Origin of the sequence: Streptomyces sp. NPDC048295, assembly GCF_040652135.1 — a bacterium.
Taxonomy (GTDB): domain Bacteria; phylum Actinomycetota; class Actinomycetes; order Streptomycetales; family Streptomycetaceae; genus Streptomyces.
The window spans coordinates 16,059-31,854 of sequence record NZ_JBEZLL010000016.1; the positions used below are offsets into that span (position 1 = coordinate 16,059).

The window sequence follows — 15,796 nt, forward strand, 5'->3', positions numbered from 1 at the left end:
CGAGTAAGCCGGACTCGACGCCCCGGTGTACGCAGAGCCGGGTGACCGGTCCGGAACGTGGTGGGCACGGGGAGTACGTGCCTGTGCCCGGCCTCAGACCCGTGCTTCATCGGCAGGAGCGGCTCGGCCGACCGTGCTCTGCCGCCGGCACCGGCTCAGGAGATGACCTTGAGGATCTCCTGGGCGAGGGCGGCGGAAGAACCAGGGTTCTGGCCCGTGTGGAGGTTGCGGTCGGAGACTGTGTACGACTCCCAGGCCGGTCCGCGCGAGTAGTCGACGGGGAGCTTCTTCAACTCGTCCTCGAGCAGCCACTTGGCCTTGCCGGCGAATCCGACGCCTTCCTCCTCCTCGTTGCAGAAGCCGGTCATGCGGTAGTTGGCGAAGGGAGTCTTTCCGTACTCGTCACGCGTCGCGAGGAGCGCGGCAGGCGCGTGGCAGACGATGCCGAGGGGCCTGCCGGAAGCGAGTGCCCTGCGCAGAAGCATCCCCGAGTCGGCGTCGACGGCGAGGTCCTCCATGGGGCCGTGCCCGCCGGGATAGTAGAACGCGTCGTAGTCCTCCAGGCGCACGTCCTTCAGGGGCACGGGGTGACGCAGTTCCTCGGCGGCCTCGATGACGGCCTCTTCCCTGAGGGCGTTCTCCTCGCCGCTTGCCATGCGGGGCCGCAGGCTCATCACGTCGACGACGGGGACGACCCCGCCCGGTGTCGCCACGGTGATCTCGTGACCGGCCTCCGTGAACGCGCTGTAGGGCGCCACGAATTCCTCGGCCCAGTAACCCGTCGGATGCCGGTGGCCATCATTCAGCGTCCAGTAGCTCGCGCCAGTGAGTACAAACAGAATCTTGGCCATGAAAAGAGCCTCCTTCTGTCATTGAATACAGGGCGAAAAATCCGGATTGAAAGTACGGTCAATAATCCCACCCAGTCTCCTTCGCCCAAGCTACTCGCAGGCGAAGGAGACGGCAACCGAGCCCCTGTACAACCGTTGCGCCCCGAGCCTCTCGATGCTGAACTAAAAAGCGTGTGGCATGGAAATTCCGGCGGAGACGACAGCCCGGGTGGGTGCCTGCTCTCAACCATGGCTGCAGGGCACCGTTTCCGCAGACGTCGGGTCGCCGTGGCCTGCTCAAACAAAAGACCGCATAAATCGGAAATTGCGTCGGTCGTGCAGGGATTCAGGTGCGCCCTGATCGTACGATGCTCGCCGCCGTCATGTATTCCCCAGATTGTAGAATCCGGAATTTGCGATGCGGGTGCATTTCGCTTTCCGGTCCGTGCACTTATTGGCGAGCTCGTGCATGGTTGGCGGTGACGATGGCTCTGTAGGATCGTTGGGCTGTTCGTGGTGGGGATGCAGGCACGTGGGTTGATCATGTCGGAGCGTCGGGTCACGGGCCTTTCAGCGGTAGTGATTGCTGATCCGGTGGCGGAGTTGAGGCCGGTCTGGCAGGCCCGCAGAGATGCCGAGCTGATCGACCGGTCACATCGACGATCACCCGTGCGGTCGGCGAGATCCGTCCTCTGCTCGCCGAGCGCGGCTGTCGCATCGAGGGCGGTTTGCGACTTCGCACGCCTGCCGATGTGATCACTCATCTCGGCGAGACCGGGCGGACCGCGCTGATGGACGTCACCGAGATCAGGGTCCGTCGCCCGGGCGTACACCCTGGCGGACGCAGCAGGTTCGTCTCCGGCAGGAGCCGCATCAACGCCATGAAGCCTTCGTCGTCACCGGTGAGCGCGGACGACCACCGTTCTGCGGCGAGGTCCGTGCCGGATCCGTCGCCGACACCACCCAGGCTGATGGCGCATCACGAATCTGCCCATGGCGTCCGCTCCTCAGCCAGAATCCCGTCGAACACGGCATCGCCCCCCTCCCTTCCGAAGGCTTCCGCGACGATCAGGCGGTGAGGCCTTGGATCGCCACGGGAAGGTGGCGGGGGCCGCGCAGCACCGCGTTGGCACGGTACGGCGGCGGGTCCTCGATCAGCCGGGAGAACTTGACCCGGCGGAACAGTTCGGGCACAGCCACATGTAGTTCTATACGGGCGAGCGGGGCACCGAAGCAGTAGTGGATGCCGGTGTAGAAACCCAGGTGCTCGTTGTCCTTGCGGTCGGGATCGAACCGGTCGGGGTCCTTGAAGCGTTTCGGGTCGCGGTTGGCCGCGGCCAGCATGAGCCAGACCGGTGAGCCCTTGGGGATGGTGGTACCGGCGACGTCGATGTCCGCCAGGGCGGTGGTCCACGGGACGAACTGGACCGGGGGCTCGTATCGCAGCACTTCCTCGATGAGGGGGACGGCCAGTTCCGGCTCCTTCTGGAACCGGTCAAGTACGTCGGGGTGGCGCAGCAGAGTGAGGGTCGTGTTGGTGATCGCGTTGACGGTGGTCTCGTGGCCGGCGACCAGGAGCAGCACCGCGGTGGCCTCCAGGTCTGCCGGTGTCATGTCGGGGGCGAGGGCGCTGAGGATTCCGGGGCCGGGGTGGCGGCGTTTGGTCTCGATCAGGTCGGACAGGTAGGCGCCGATGTCCTGGCGCGCCTGCTGTGCCTTCTCCTGGCCGCTCCCGCCGGAGGCTTGGGGATCGATTCCGGACGCGAGGGCGTCGGCCCAGCCGTGGAAGAGCGGTTCGTCCTCGCGAGGCACACCCAGGACCTTGCAGATGGCGGTGACGGGAAGGGGATAGGAGAAGTCCTCGACGATGTCGACCTGGTCCTTGTCGTCGAAGGCGTCCAGCAGCTCGGTGACGACCTGGGCCAGCTCTCCGCGCAGGCCGTCGAGGAATCCGGGGCTGTGCGGGGGACCGAACGGCCGGTTGATGGTGTCGCGCAGCCGGTCGTGCACGGGCGGGTCGGTGAAGATGAAGCTGGGAGGCAGGCCGGTCTCCGCCGCCGGGTGCCCGACGCGGGCGTAGCCCGGCGGACGGTTGCTCGTGTCGTTGCTCAGCCGTGGGTCGTTGGCCAGGCTCCGCACCTCGTAGTAGGTGCTGACCAGGTAGGTGCCGTCGTCCTCCCGCCTGACCGGTGTCTTGCGTAGTTCTGCGTAGAGCGGGTACGGATCGGCCCGATTGGCGTAGTCGGTGATCTGCGCAGTGATGGTGCCTGGCGTCATGGTGTCTCCTGAGGGGCTCCGGGCGGCACAAGGCCGGTGATCAGGCATGCGACGGAACGAACTCGACACGTCGCTCGCTCGGTGAGTGACCCGTCAGCGTGACCGTGGCCCCATGGGTGGGCAGATGGGGGTCGGGGAAGGCCGGGTCGACCGGCTGCAGCGTTTCGGTGCGACGGTCGACCAGGCGGTACTCGGGCGGGAACGGCGCGCCGGCCGCGATCTGCTGCTCGTAGAACCCCAGCCACTTGGCTCCGTCGAAAGACGCTGCGGCGATGACGCGGCCGCGGTACCCGTACACCGCTACGAACCGCTCCTCGGCGAGCGTCCCCTGGGCGACGACCAACTGGTCGCCCAGCGAGGGAACACCCACCGACTTGATGTTGACACCGAACTGGGAGGACCAGAACATCGGCAGCCACAGATGCGGACGGCGCTCCGGACCTGCACAGATCATGTTGTGGGCGGCGATCTCGGCCTGTTCGACCGCGTTGCCCCAGTGCTCCAGCGCCAGGAACTGGTAATCGAACAGCGGGTGGGGGCTGCGTGCGACATCACCGGCGGCGTAGATGTCGTCGGTGACGATGCCATTGACGTCGAACACCCGGCACCCGGCGTCGCACGCGACACCCCGGGGGCCCGCGGCCACCCCCGAGCCGGCGAGCCATTCCGTGTTCCGGACAGCACCGAGCGAGACGACCGCCACCTCCACGTCGATCGCCGAACCGTCGGACAGATGAGCGCGCCTGAGTCGTCCCGCAAAGTCGCCCTCAAGGGCAGTGACGCTGACCCCGCAGCGCAGGTCGACTCCGAACTTGCGCTGCAGCCGTTCCGCGACCGCGCCGATCACCCCGCCGAGCGCGCCCACCAGCGGTGCCGGGCCGCGTTCGGCGACCGTGACCTCAAGGCCCAACTCCCGGCAGGCAGAGGCGACCTCGGAGCCCGTGAAACCGGCGCCGATCACCAGTACCCTGGACGCGCCCCCGGTCAGTTTCCGGTGCAGGCGTGCGGAGTCGTCGCGGGTACGCAGCACGAACACCCCGTCCAGCGCGGCCTCTTCCGGGTGGAACCAGGACCGCGCTCTGGTCCCGGTGGTGATCAGCAGGCGGTCGTAGGGAACGGTGTCGCCGTTCGCCAGGCGCACCCGCTTCGCGTCCCGGTCCAGGCCCTCCGCGGCGACGCCCAGACGCCACTCGGCGTCGATGTCGCGCCGCCGCGGCAATGCAGTGTCCTCGGCCCGCGCCCGCCCGAGCAGCGCCTGCTTCGACAGCGGCGGTCGGTCGTAGGGTTCGTACGGCTCGTCGCCGATCATGGTCAGCGATCCGGTGAAACCCTTGTCGCGCAAGGTCTCCGCCGCGCGCAGCCCGGCCAGCGAGGCACCGACGACGACAATGCGGCCCTGGCGCCGCAACACCTCGACGTCCCTCTCAGCGGACATGGGGCTCCACGCCCTTCGTCGGCTCGTCGGAGTAGTCGACGAGGATGGCCTGGACCGGGCAGGCCGCAGCGGCCTTTTCCACCCGGTCACGTTGCGCCTCGTCGAAGCGAGGGGAGAACAGCAGCGCTTCGTCGCCATGCAGAGCGAAGACGTCCGGGGCGAGAAAGACGCACTGAGCGAATCCCTGGCACCGGTTGAGATCGACGACAAGCCTCATCTGGAACCCGCTCCCTGATCAGGCCACGGTCCTAGGCTTCGCAACCCTTGCGCTCGGTCCATACGATCGGTCGGCATGCCTTACGTCCAGGATCGGCCCCTGCGTAGCAGCCCGCAAACCGGATGCGGGGGCCGCCGTGTCGAGCAGTGCCGTCTGCAGCCCCTCCGACGCGTCGTACACCGCCGCTGCCAGGCCGCCCGGGCCGCCTCCGACGACCAGCAGGTCGCAGACGTCCCGGTCGTCGGAGTCGGCCTCGGCCGACGGCTCCCCGAACTCTTCGTCGATGTTGGCCGGTTGCGTGTTGCGCAGCATCGGCCGCCCCGGGACGAGCACGAGGGGGAGGTCCGCGACGGGCACCGGAGTTGCCGCAACAGTGCCTCGGCTTCGGGCTGCTCCTCCACGTCCGAACCGACTGCCCCGAGCGAGCCGCTCGCGTGCGAGGATCGCGAACAAGCCACACCCGCCGAGCTCGCTCGGCTGATCCGCCGCCACTGAAGATCGAAGAACCGGACCACGTCCGAGACGTGAGGATCGACGAGGAAGCTTCCCAGCTGCGCCCGGCTCCGCATCGGCGCCTTGGCGACCTGGCGCAACCCCGCCATCAGCTCCCTTCGCCTCGCCGGGAAGAGAAGTATCGCCGCCGGCCACCGGCACAACGCCCGCCGGCCGCTCACCCTCCTCGGACTCACATGATCACGAAACGGACGTCACGCGACTACGCCGAAGCCCTGGTTCGGTGGCCCTGTCCGGCCGACCGAGCGGTGGGCCTGCCCGAGCTGGGCGGCGCCGCGGGTTGGCAGCCTTGCCCCGCCACGTACCGCCGCCAGCACCTGCACGGCCGATTCCTACCCGTCGTCTTCGTCCTGGCCGTCTTCGAAGACGAAGAGTGGTTTGGTGCCGTGTGCGGGTGTTTCGGCGAGCGAGATGGCTTCAGTGAAGCGTTCGAGCGGGAACGGCCGGCCTCGGGGGATGCTCAGCACTTCATCAGCGACGAGACTTCGCACCTGGGACAGCGCGCGCAGTGCCTCCTCGGGTGAGACAGTGCCGAACCAGCGGTTCAGCCAGAAGCCACGGACTGCTTTGGTCTCGTAGATGACCGAGCGAGCCTGCAGCGGGATCGTCAGCGCTGCCGGGTCCGTCTGCCGATGGGTGGAGAGCGCGCCGAAGACAACGACCTCTCCTCCCGGAGCCAACGCCTGGGACACCTGGGCACCCACGGGGCCCGCGACACAGTCGATTGCCTTGCGCACGCCGACCGGTCCCGCCACTTCGGCCACACGCTGCAACAGGTCCTCGTCCTCAGTGCAAATGACCTCGTCACCACCGAGTGCTTTGATCTCCTCAACGGCATCGCGCCGCCGCACCACATTGATCGTGCGCATGCCCAGATGCCTGGACAGCTGAATGACGAGCCGGCCGACGGTGGAGCCCGCGGCCGTCTGCAACAGCCATTCACCCGGCTGTACGTCGAGTTCGCGCGTCACGAGGAGCAGCGCGGTCAACGGGTTGACGGCGAGTTGACCCGCGCTGGAGTCGCTCAGATGACCGGGGACCGGCAGGAGCCTTCGTGTATCGGCAACAAGGTATTCCTGCCAAGTACCGGCCACATGAGGCCCGGGTACCGCCGGAACTGCAACGGCCACCACGCGCTCGCCGATCTTCAGGCCCTCGGTATCCGGGCCCAGGGCCTCTATACGTCCCACGCATTCCATGTGACCCCCGACGGTGGGAAATTCTGGGGAGAAACCGTAGCGGCCGCGCAGCACGTGCAGATCACTGGCGTGAATCGGAGTCGCCTTCACGCGGATCAATGCCTGACCGGCTTCGGGCGTGGGAACAGGACGGGATTCCAGCTGTAGGACGTCGGTGGGCTCGCCGGCCTTTCCGGCTACGAGCGCGCGCATGGATCGAGGCATGAGTGACCCTTCGTCTCTCAGCGTCCGACGCACTCGGCAGGCATTCTGCACAAGAATGATGCTGAAAGCGGCATCTTCGCCGGCGCCCAGGTTCCGGACCCTTCCTTCACGCTACGCCCGGCCCCGGCAAGATTCCCGGCGGCGGACGATGAATCGTGGCGCGAATGCCCGCCGCGCCGGTTCATGGCTCAGGAGGCCGTCGGGGGGCATGCCTGGGGATCGTCGATCGGGGCCGCGCGGGCACCCGCCGCTGCCAGGCTGGACCACAGTCTGCAGTTGGACCGGTCCGATATGTCGGTAACTCCGCCCCCGCGCACCTCGCCGTCTTCAAGTTCAATCCGCTTGATGTGGCCAGGACTTCATCATCTGGTCGGCGACGGTGTGGAGCGCTTCGCGTGGCACGCCCGAAGCTGCCTGGACGGCGAGTCCCTGAACGACCGTGACCAGGAGCCGCGCGAGGGCCGAGGGGTCGGAGCCGGGAGGCAGGCCGCCGGTGCCGGTGAAGGACTGGAGCCGGTCGGCCAGGGCCTTCACCCCGTCTTCGCGAAGCCTGGTCAGGTAGCCCTGCACCGAGGTCGAGCGAGGGTTCACGGCGAGCGCGCTCTGCACGACCAGGCAGCCGTGCGGGGTGTGGTCGCCGGCCACGGCGTCCACGGCTGAGTGCAGGAACGTGCGTGTCAGCGCCTCGGCCGTCGGCTGATCGAGGGCGGCCCGCATGTAGGCACCGGGACCGGCCATATAGCGTTCGACGACCCTTTGGAAGAGGGTCTCCTTGTCCCCGAACGCCGCGTAGATGCTGGGGGCACTCATCCCCATGGCCGTCGTGAGGTGGGACATGGCGGTGCCCTCGTAGCCCTGGGTCCAGAAGATCGACATGGCCGCATTCAAGGCCACCTCGGGATCGTAGCTGCGAGGTCGACCACCCGGCATGAGTTCTCCTTAGCCTTCCCCCGCCCGCGGGCGCCTCCACCACCCGTTGTGACGCGGGTCCTTCTCCAGCCTACCGAGACGGTTGTTGACACGTCGTCATGGGCACGGAATAGTTTATTAACGATCGTTAGGATACTGCTGCTCGGAGGCGAGGAGAGCCATGAGCCTGATCGATCCCTACGCGACGGACCCCCGGTACACCAAGAGAAGCGCGGTCTACGTGCCTTCCGGGCAGGGGGAGACCGCCTGGGTGTTCGCCGACACCTACACCCTCAAGGTCGGTGGACAGGAGACCAATGGGGCGTTGACGTTCCTGGAGGCGACAGTGCCACCCGAAGGGGGACCGGCACCGCACGTCCACAACGATCACGACGAGGCGTTCTACGTGATCTCCGGGGAGTTGGAGTTCCTCAACGGCGACGAGACCGTGACCGCCGGAGCCGGCGGATTCTTCTTCGTCCCGCGAGGCACTCGACACCGCTTCCGCAACCGCGGTTATCACGCGGCCAAGATGGTCTTCTTCTTCACCCCGGGGGGCATCGAAGAACTTCTCCTCTCCGACGCAACGCCGGCCGAGCCGGGGGTGGCGCCGCCCATCCGGGAGCTGAGTATCGGGGCGCCCCCGACGGAGCTGATGGAGCGATACGCCACGGAGGTCCTCCCCGACCCCAGCTAGAGCTTTCCGCGGAGGCGGAGCCGCCTGCGCGGCGCGGTCCCGAACGGCCTGGGAGTCCGGGCCCGTCGGAGCCGCCCAGGCGGACACCTCCCCCATTGCATGACCGATTTAGCCGGTACTTTTCCGCGGGAGCGTGCACATGCCCAACCAGCCCGAATCATCCGAACCCTTCGAGCATGACTTCGCCCACGTCAACGGAGTCCGTCTGCACTACGTGAGCAGCGGTTCGGGCGATCCGCTCGTGCTGCTTCCGGGCTGGCCCCGTACCTGGTGGCAGCACCGCGCGATGATCCCCCTGCTCGCGCGGCACTTTCGGGTGATCGTCTGCGAGTACCGGGGAATGGGCGAGTCCCAGAAGCCCGAATCGGGTTACGACAAGGCGACCATGGCACGCGATGTCCACGAACTTGTCCGGCACCTGGGCTATGAACGGGTCAACGTCGCCGGCGAGGATGTCGGATCCTGGATCGCCTACTTCTTCGCCGCCCAGTTCCCCGAGAACACCATCAGGCTGGCGATGTGGGAGCCGGGCGCACCCACCAGCGAACTGGCGGACGTTCCTGCCCTGCCCGTACCGAATGGGCCGAACCTGTGGCATCTGGGTTTCAACCAGCTCGACGATCTCCCCGAGCGACTGCTCGCGGGCCGCTACCGGACCCTCATCGACTGGTCCGCCGACCAGCTCGCCTTCGCCCCCGAGGTCATCGACGAGCAGAGCCGGGAGATCTACGCCCGCGCCTACGACTCCGTCGACGCGATCCGTGCGGTGGCGGGCTGGTACCGGACACTGCGCGAAGACCTTCGAGTCGCGGCCGACTTCCCCAAGCTGACCATGCCGGTCCTGGTGCCCGGAGGCCGCTACCTCTCACTCTCCCGTGCCTCGAACGAACACCTGGCGACCGACATCCGGTTCGTCGAGATCCCCGACGCCGGTCACTATCTCTCGGAGGAGCAGCCGGAGCTGCTGAGCCGCGAACTGATCGGTTTCTTCCAGAGCTGAGCGGGCGCGGCGCCCACCAGTTCACCGTCCTCCGTCGGCCCAAAGCGACACAGGGGCGCATGGGCGCCGGGGTGTGCATGGCTCGCCATGGCATCAAGTCGAGTGAAGGGGCCGGCCGTCGGGGATGGGTGACCGGGCATCGGTCCTCGTCCGGGCGGGGGAGTCAAGCGCGGTGGAGCTGGACCCGGAGCTACGGCCGGCTCTGCTGGCCTTGGCCGAGCCGGACGTGCATGGGCCCGATGTCGCCGCTGCGGTGTACGAGGAAGTCGACGCGTCATCCGGCTGCCGAGCCGACCTGGCCGGGCCACCGCATCTCGGCGGGCAGCGTGGCGGCCCTGCTGCGGGAGGAGGGCTCCGGCCTCCGGACAACACCTATGAGCACACGCCGTCGGAGCCGCTGACGGCCGGTCGTCTTTCTCTCCTTGGTGTCTGGACGACTCGACGCCGATCGAGTGGTCGTGCTCACTGGCCCGAGTACCGGGTGCGGGAACGGCGATGAGCCGCCGTTGATCCTCACCGGTGGCTCCGGGGACTGGGCGGTCGTGAAGCAGGCCGGAGCAGTTGCCGGGATGCACTCCGTGGTCCGTGGGAAGTTCACAGGAACAGACATGCGGGCCGTGGCTCGATTACCCTGTTGCCCGCTCGAACCGCAACAGGCCTCGCAGTGGGGGTCGATGGGGATCCGACCGGTACGGACAGACGACGCGGCGTGGGCGCGATCAGCGAGGGGTGACAGTCGGCATGTCCCAACCGGACCACTGGTCACATACGGCGTCAGACGCCGTCGGGGAAGCGGAATGGCCGACCACTCCGCCACCGCCCCGGCCACTGGGGCCCGGCGATCCCGCCGAGACAGGCCCGTACCGGATCGAGGCAGTCCTGGGCGCCGGTGGAATGGGCCGGGTATACCTGGCGCGTACTCCGGCCGGCAGTGCCGTGGCAGTCAAGCTCGTGCACCGTGAATACGCGAGCGACCGTGGCTTCCGCAAACGGTTCGAGCAGGAAGTGGCCGCGGCCCGGCGGGTCCAGGGTCTGTACACGGTGCCGGTGGTCGACGCAGATCTGCAGGCCGACGAACCGTGGCTGGCCACGGCTTACGTGCCTGGTCCCGCCTTGCATGATGCGGTGGCCGAACACGGGCCGCTGTCGGCCACCGCGGTACTGGCGCTGACGGCTCAGGTGGCCGAGGCCCTGCAGTCCATCCACGCCGCCGGAGTGATCCACCGTGACCTCAAGCCCTCCAACATCATCCTCACGTCCGACGGCCCCAAGGTCATCGACTTCGGCATAGCCCGGGCCACGGACGTCACATCCGTGACCAGTACCGGAATGCTCGCCGGGACGCCCGGATACATGGCACCCGAATACATCAGGGGACAGACCGTCACCGAAGCCGGTGACGTCTTCGCCCTCGGAGCCATCGCCACGTTCGCCGCCACCGCTCGGCCTGCCTTCGGCGGCACGGGCCACAGTGTGCTGTACCGCATCCTGGAACAGGACCCCGACCTCGACGGCTGCCCCGAACCCGTCCGGGCCATCGCCGCACGGTGCCTGGAGAAGGATCCGCAGCGCCGGCCCACCCTCGATGAGGTCATACGCCACTGCCGCTCGGCCTCGGCGCCGGGATGTGCGGGCGGCGCAGGGCAGCCCCTACCGTCCCTGCCAAGGGCTCGGACCGTCGTCGACCCCGCACCGGACTTCCACAACGCCGTTACCTCCTCCGCCCCGCCCGCGACCCCTCCGGGACAGGATGCGGGAGCCGGGCCCGGCGCCTCGGTGCGTCCACCGGCTCCGGACGGGCGGCCCGAGCCCGACAGCCCGCTCCCTCCGGTCGCCGTCACGCCGCACCTGCCCGGTGCCGTGGCGCTGAGCGGAATCGGGGTACTCGTCCTGGTCTCCGTGCTCATCGCCGTCCTGCTTCCCGGCCAGTCGGCGGACCGTGCCACGCCGTCCACGATCGCACCGGCGGCCATGCTCACCGTTTTTCCCGAGGCGCCCGCGACGGTGGCGTTCAGCCCCGACGGCAAGACCCTCGCCATGGGCGGCAACGACGGCAAGGTGCGGCTGTGGGATGTGGACGGCCGCCGGACCCGCACCGTCCTCACCCAGCGCGCCAAGTCCAGCACCAGCGGGTCCCGGGTCATCGCCGTCGCGTTCAGCCCCGACGGGAAACTGCTGGCCACCAGCACCCTCAACGACATGCTCGGGCTGTGGGATGTGGCCAAGCGCCGGCTGGTCGCCACCATCACCGGCGAGTATCGGTACGAGTCATTCGACAGCGTGGCGTTCAGCCCCGACAGCCGCCTCCTCGCCACCGGGGGCGGCAACGGCGTACGGCTGTGGAAAGCGGACAGCGGCAAGGGCCGGGGCAGACAGATCGCCGTACTCGACGAAGAAATGAACGCCCAGCAGGTGGCGTTCAGCCCTGACGGCAAAACGCTGGCCACTGCGGGCTACCGCAACGACGAGCACGAGGCACAGCTGTGGGATGTGGCCAAGCGCACGGCACGCGAGCCCTTCGACCGTTGCGAGGACGGTTTGGCCGTGGCGTTCAGCCCGTCCGGCAAGAACCTCGCCACCGCATGCGACGACGACACCGCGCCGGTGGAACTGTGGCAAGCGCCCAGTGGCCGTTCCGAAACCTCCCTCGACGAGACGACGACCGGGAAGGTCGGAGTCACCTACAGCCCCCGTGGTACGACACTCGCTGTTTTCGGCGGTGAGGTGGTGCAGCTGTGGGATGCGACCGAGCACGACCTGCGGGCCCAGTTGGTCGGAAACACATCGAACGTGTCGAACGTGGCATTCAGCCCCGACGGCCGACGCGTCGCAACAGCCACCTTCGACGGCGCCGTACGACTGTGGAAAGCCCCGCGTCCCTGACCGGATCGAGCGGCTCGATCGAGGGGCGGTGGCCGGGGTCGCGAGTAGCGAGTCCGGCCACTTCGATCGCTCTCGGACATGCCGACGGACAACCGCTCGTTCACCGTGGACGATGACGTCGAGGTGCCCGTTCCCGCGCCCGGGACGGTCTGGACCGTCGGAGCGGTCGTGCTCGACGAGGACGGTGCGGCCTTCGCCCAGAAGCGAAGCCCGCACCGCCGTCTCTTTCCCGATACGTGGGACATCGTGGGCGGCCATGTCGAGCCCGGGGAAACCCTCTTGGACGCGCTCGCCCGCGAGATCGAGGAGGAGACCGGCTGGCGCCTGCGCCGTGTGAGGCGGTTCCTCGGCACCAGCACCTGGACCGGGGACGACGGCGCCGGTCTCCGCCACGAGGCGGACTATCTCGTCGAGGTCGACGGCGACCTGCGCGACCCCGGCCTGGAGTGGTCCAAGCACTCCGCCTTCGGCTGGTTCGGCCCCGGTGGCCTGGAGCGTCTGAAGGAGAACCGCGCGCCGGGAGAGTTCCTGATCCACGACCTGATCGCACGGGCCGTGCGGGACGGCCCGGACCGGGCGGGCGGGATGTGAGACGCCGGCCGGCTGCGCGGCCTCACGCCGTGGCCGGTGCCGTGGTGGGGGCGAGGCGCAGATGCCCGGTGCGGCGCAGACCGGTCAGGGCGGCCGTGCAGGCGAGGCCGAGCACGGCCAGCGCGGTCCACGGCAGCCAGGGGACACCGGCGCGGGCCGCCAGGTCGAACAGGGCGCCCACGGCGAGGTTCCCGACCGCGACGGCCAGGCCGGCCACGGTGCTGTAGGCGCCGTAGTACGTGGCCATCAGCCGCTGTCCCGAGAGGCGGACCAGTGTGTCCATCTCGAACGGGTACAGCAGCGCGGAGCCGGCGGCCAGCAGTGCCGCGCACACCACCAGGGCCCCGAGGCCGAGCACGGCGGTCAGTCCGTGGACGCGGTGGTGCGGGCCGGGCAGCAGCGGCAGGAACGCGGCGCCCATCACGGCCAGGCCGAGCGCGATCGCCTTCGTCGGGTCCAGACGTTTCCTGGCCCAGTCGGTCAGCCGGAGCTGGCCGGCGACCGCGACCAGCGCGGAGACGGCGAACACCACACCCATCGCGGCGCCGTTGCCGTCGCCGAGCAGGATGCGGGCCTGGAGGGGCAGGGCGAGGTAGGTCTGGAAGGCCAGCAGGTAGGAGCCGGCCATCGCGGCGGAGAACAGGACGAAGGGCCGGTTGCGGAGAATCGTCCGCCAGTCCGTGGCGATGCCCCGCCAGCCACTCGTACGCTCCGGGTCCGCCGCCGGATTCCGCGCCGGCAGAGCACGGGCCTGGACGACGGCCAGCACCCCGAACACCGCCGCGGAGGCGCCGCACACCACCCGGAAGTCCAGGGTGAGCAGGGCGAGCCCGGCGAGCGGGCCGAGCAGGATGCCCGCCTGGTAGAAGACGTTGAAGGCGGCGAACGCCTCCACCCGGCGCTCTCCGGCGCCCTGCGCGAGGCAGGCGCGGACAGCGGGGTTGAAAAGGGCCCCGGCGAATCCGGTCGCGGCGGAGGCGGCGATCAGGGCGGGCAGGTCGTCGGCGAAGGCCAGCAGCGCGAACGCACCGGTCCGCAGGGCGCAGCCGGCCAGGATCACGGGCTTGTGGCCGATCCGGTCTGCCAGGGTCCCGCCGAGCCAGAACATGCCCTGCTGGGAGAGGTTGCGTACGCCGAGGACGAGGCCGACCGCCCACGCCGCCAGGCCCAGTCCGTGGGCGAGATGGTCCGCGAGGTAGGGCATGAGCATGTAGAAGCCGAGGTTGATACCGAACTGATTGACCATCAGCAACTGGACGCCGGGCTCGAAGGAGCGCACCTGGGCGCGCAGCCGCCTCACCGGGCACCCGCCAGCACGGCAGGGACGGCGGCGGGGCCGCTGACCGAACGGCACCGCGTCCAGGACGTCACGGTGCGCTCGCCCGGATCGGTGATCCCGTCGGGCTCGTCCGGCGGCGTGGCCGGAGTGTCCAGGAGCTTGTGTCCGTGGCACCAGCCGTCGTTGTAGATGGTGTCGAGATAGCGATGGGGCCCGTCCGGGAAGATCGCGGCGATCCTCGTCCCGGCGGGACGGGTGCGGGCCGCCCACCCGGCGACCAGCGCGACCGCCCCGACGCTCCAGCCGCCCGAGGCGTAGTGGTGACGGGCCAGCGACCGGCAGGCGCGGACCGCTTCGGCGGGGGCCACCCAGTGGACCTCGGCGAAGGCCGGGTAGGCGACATTGCCCGGATGGATGCTGGAGCCCAGCCCGCGCATCAGACGTGGTCCGGCGGGTTGTCCGAAGATCGTCGAACCGGTCGAGTCCACGCCGATCAGCGCCAGGTCGGGGAAGGTCCGGCGCAGCGCGGTGGAGATTCCCGCGGAGTGACCGCCGGTTCCGACGGAGGCGACCAGGACGTCGATGCGGCCCAGCTGGGCGACGAGTTCGGCGGCCAGCGGGGCGTAGGCCGCCACGTTGTCGGGGTTGTTGTACTGGTCGGGGCACCACGCCCCGGGGGTTCCGGCGAGCAGTTCGGCCACCCTCTCCCGCCGGGCCTGCTGCCAGCCGCCGGTCGGATGCGCGGTGGTGACGGTCTCGACGCGGGAGCCGTAGGCGGTCAGTGCCCGGCGGATCCCGGGTTCGAGCCCGGGGTCGGTGACCACGGTGACCGGGTGCCCGAAGGCGATCCCGGCGAGGGACAGGCCCAGTCCCAGGGTGCCGCTGGAGGACTCGACGATCGGGGCACCGTCGGCCAGATCGCCGCGCTCCCGGGCGCGGGCCACCATGTGCAGGCCGGGGCGGTCCTTGATGCCGCCCGGATTGGCGCCTTCGAGCTTGGCCCAGAAACCGCGCCCGGCCCCGGCGAAGGGCTCACCGATCCACAGCACCGGCGTGTGGCCCACCAGCTCGGAGGGCCCACGGGCGGACATCGGGGCAGGGGCGTACGAGGGAATGTTCATGAAGGTGTCACGGCTCCTCGCCCCGGGCCGGCAGCGGCCTTCGGGGCATCGGGGGATCAGGGCGTGGACACACAGCGGCCGGGACCGGGTCCGGCGCGTGCCGGGGACGGCACGGGGCCGGTGGGCGGCTGTGCGGGCCCGGTCAGGTCCGGGCCACGCACAGAGCCGTGAGAATGCACCGCCCGCCGAGCGGGCCGCAGCGAGGTGCCCGCGCCGTTCCGCCGCCCGGGAGGGCGGCGGACAGCGCCCAGGGGGCGACCTCCGCAGGGAGTGCTCCGCCCGGGGCGGGGGACGGCGGGTTGTCCACGCGGATCCAGTCCGCCGCGTGGTCCGACTCGGGACAGCACGGGGACGGATCGGGGGACGACGCCGAGGCGGGACCGGGTGCCACCGCAGGGGCGGCGGACGCGGCGATCGCCGTCATCGGGTCGTGGTGGGCGCCGAAGGCCGGGCCATGGCTGTGCGCGCAGACCAGGAGGTGGAAGGCCACCCAGAGCAGTACGAGCAGCACGCCGCTGTCCCGAGTGCGGCGGTCTGCCGGGGAGAACGACGCCGCACCGAGCATTGACTCAACGTACCGAAACGGACACCCAAAGTCACACTCGTCCGTCGGTGGGGCGGAACGGGCCGGATGAGGACAC

13 protein-coding genes and 3 pseudogenes are annotated in these 15,796 nt (G+C 69.3%); 6 read left to right on the plus strand and 10 right to left on the minus strand.

Annotated elements, in window-relative coordinates:
• Positions 1-155 precede the first annotated feature (155 nt).
• Positions 156-851, minus strand: a complete 696-nt coding sequence (locus AB0D53_RS23255; protein ID WP_362449564.1) for a type 1 glutamine amidotransferase domain-containing protein — start codon at positions 849-851, stop codon at positions 156-158.
• A gap of 635 nt (positions 852-1,486) precedes the next feature.
• Here AB0D53_RS23255 and AB0D53_RS23260 point away from each other — a divergent pair.
• A pseudogene (locus tag AB0D53_RS23260) lies at positions 1,487-1,585 on the plus strand (transposase); the annotation flags it as partial.
• A gap of 313 nt (positions 1,586-1,898) precedes the next feature.
• Here the strand turns inward: AB0D53_RS23260 and AB0D53_RS23265 are convergent.
• The 6 genes and pseudogenes from AB0D53_RS23265 to AB0D53_RS23290 all read right to left on the minus strand — a co-directional run bounded on the left by AB0D53_RS23265 (position 1,899) and on the right by AB0D53_RS23290 (position 7,569).
• Entirely contained in the window at positions 1,899-3,107 is a 1,209-nt protein-coding gene (locus AB0D53_RS23265) for a cytochrome P450 (protein ID WP_362449566.1), read from the minus strand.
• A gap of 40 nt (positions 3,108-3,147) precedes the next feature.
• Positions 3,148-4,542 carry an FAD-dependent oxidoreductase gene (locus AB0D53_RS23270; RefSeq protein ID WP_362449568.1) on the minus strand — a complete coding sequence of 465 codons (1,395 nt, stop codon included), beginning with the start codon at positions 4,540-4,542 and terminating at the stop codon, positions 3,148-3,150.
• Positions 4,532-4,759 carry a ferredoxin gene (locus AB0D53_RS23275; RefSeq protein WP_362449570.1) on the minus strand — a complete coding sequence of 76 codons (228 nt, stop codon included), beginning with the start codon at positions 4,757-4,759 and terminating at the stop codon, positions 4,532-4,534. The genes AB0D53_RS23270 and AB0D53_RS23275 overlap by 11 nt, the downstream gene beginning before the upstream one ends.
• A gap of 102 nt (positions 4,760-4,861) precedes the next feature.
• A pseudogene (locus AB0D53_RS23280) lies at positions 4,862-4,984 on the minus strand (FAD-binding protein); the annotation flags it as partial.
• Positions 4,985-5,604: 620 nt separating this feature from the next.
• Positions 5,605-6,663 carry a zinc-dependent alcohol dehydrogenase family protein gene (locus AB0D53_RS23285; RefSeq protein ID WP_362449572.1) on the minus strand — a complete coding sequence of 353 codons (1,059 nt, stop codon included), beginning with the start codon at positions 6,661-6,663 and terminating at the stop codon, positions 5,605-5,607.
• A gap of 345 nt (positions 6,664-7,008) precedes the next feature.
• Entirely contained in the window at positions 7,009-7,569 is a 561-nt protein-coding gene (locus AB0D53_RS23290) for a TetR/AcrR family transcriptional regulator (RefSeq protein WP_362449574.1), read from the minus strand.
• Between the two features lie 196 nt (positions 7,570-7,765).
• Between AB0D53_RS23290 and AB0D53_RS23295 the strand changes: the two genes are divergently transcribed.
• The 5 genes and pseudogenes from AB0D53_RS23295 (at position 7,766) to AB0D53_RS23315 (ending at position 12,755) form a co-directional block, all read left to right on the plus strand.
• The gene (locus AB0D53_RS23295; RefSeq protein ID WP_362449576.1) at positions 7,766-8,281 is read left to right on the plus strand and encodes a cupin domain-containing protein; all 516 of its coding nucleotides are present in this window, start codon (positions 7,766-7,768) and stop codon (positions 8,279-8,281) included.
• Between the two features lie 139 nt (positions 8,282-8,420).
• Positions 8,421-9,281 (plus strand): alpha/beta hydrolase, encoded by an 861-nt coding sequence (locus AB0D53_RS23300; RefSeq protein WP_362449578.1) that lies wholly within the window; start codon positions 8,421-8,423, stop codon positions 9,279-9,281.
• 172 nt (positions 9,282-9,453) lie between these two features.
• Positions 9,454-9,646, plus strand: a pseudogene (locus AB0D53_RS23305) (ISAzo13 family transposase); the annotation flags it as partial.
• A gap of 376 nt (positions 9,647-10,022) precedes the next feature.
• Positions 10,023-12,164, plus strand: coding sequence for a protein kinase (locus AB0D53_RS23310; protein WP_362449580.1), 2,142 nt, complete (start codon positions 10,023-10,025; stop codon positions 12,162-12,164).
• 78 nt (positions 12,165-12,242) lie between these two features.
• On the plus strand, positions 12,243-12,755 hold the full coding sequence (locus AB0D53_RS23315; protein ID WP_362449582.1) for an NUDIX domain-containing protein: 513 nt from the start codon (positions 12,243-12,245) through the stop codon (positions 12,753-12,755).
• Between the two features lie 22 nt (positions 12,756-12,777).
• Here AB0D53_RS23315 and AB0D53_RS23320 read toward each other — a convergent pair whose 3' ends face one another.
• The 3 genes from AB0D53_RS23320 to AB0D53_RS23330 all read right to left on the minus strand — a co-directional run bounded on the left by AB0D53_RS23320 (position 12,778) and on the right by AB0D53_RS23330 (position 15,720).
• A complete protein-coding gene (locus AB0D53_RS23320; protein WP_362449584.1) occupies positions 12,778-14,055 on the minus strand; it encodes an MFS transporter in 1,278 nt (425 codons plus the stop codon).
• Entirely contained in the window at positions 14,052-15,155 is a 1,104-nt protein-coding gene (locus tag AB0D53_RS23325) for a PLP-dependent cysteine synthase family protein (RefSeq protein WP_362449586.1), read from the minus strand. The genes AB0D53_RS23320 and AB0D53_RS23325 overlap by 4 nt, the downstream gene beginning before the upstream one ends.
• Before the next feature lie 142 nt (positions 15,156-15,297).
• Positions 15,298-15,720, minus strand: coding sequence for a hypothetical protein (locus AB0D53_RS23330; RefSeq protein ID WP_362449588.1), 423 nt, complete (start codon positions 15,718-15,720; stop codon positions 15,298-15,300).
• Between the last annotated feature and the right edge of the window lie 76 nt (positions 15,721-15,796).